The sequence below is a fragment of the Streptomyces sp. NPDC050264 genome, assembly GCF_040655895.1.
Taxonomy (GTDB): domain Bacteria; phylum Actinomycetota; class Actinomycetes; order Streptomycetales; family Streptomycetaceae; genus Streptomyces.
This window is the reverse complement of sequence record NZ_JBFAKV010000001.1, coordinates 652,149-652,785: the sequence shown is the minus strand read 5'-3', so window position 1 is coordinate 652,785 and position 637 is coordinate 652,149. Positions and strand designations below refer to the sequence as shown.

At 71.6% G+C, this 637-nt stretch carries 1 protein-coding gene; it reads right to left on the bottom strand.

What is annotated here, in order from left to right:
• Positions 1–336: ATP-binding cassette domain-containing protein (locus tag AB0J02_RS02935; RefSeq protein ID WP_363191726.1), on the bottom strand; the 336-nt coding region annotated here is incomplete at its 3' end.
• Positions 337–637 lie beyond the last annotated feature (301 nt).

Here is a 637-nt window from a genome sequence, read left to right as displayed (position 1 = left end):
GATCAGCCCGTCGACGGCGGAGAACTGCCCGGTGACGCCGATCGCGGCCCGCACGCCGTCCGGCGATTCGGCGAGGTCGTGGCCCGCGACCTGAGCCTGTCCGCCGTCGGCGGTGATGAGCGTGGACAGGATCTGCACGGTGGTGGTCTTGCCCGCGCCGTTCGGCCCGAGCAGCGCGAAGACCGAGCCGGCCGGGATCCGCAGATCGATCCCGTCGAGGACGGTCTTGTCGCCGTACGCCTTGCGCAGACCGACGGCGGAAACGGCGGCCGGGGCGGTAGAGGGGGTCGGTTGTCCGTCCCCAGTGCTGGATGTGGACATGACAGAAGAAGGCATGAGGTTCTCCCGTTCGGGTGCTGGATCGGCTCTGGAACAGCGGGAAGTCAGGGCGTAGGCGGGGCGTAGCCGGGGGCAGGGAATGGGGGCAGGGAATGGGGAGCGGGACGGAAGGGGCCTAGGCGGAGGGGGCTGAGGCGGAGGAGGCCGGGACGGAGGAGGCCGGGACGGAGGAGGCCGAGGCGGAGGGGCTGAGGCGGAGGGGCTGAGGGCGGAAGGGGCTGAGGTGGAGGAGGCTGGGACGGAAGTGGCTGAGGGCGGAAGGGTCCGAGGTGGAGGAGGCTGGGACGGAAGGGGCTGG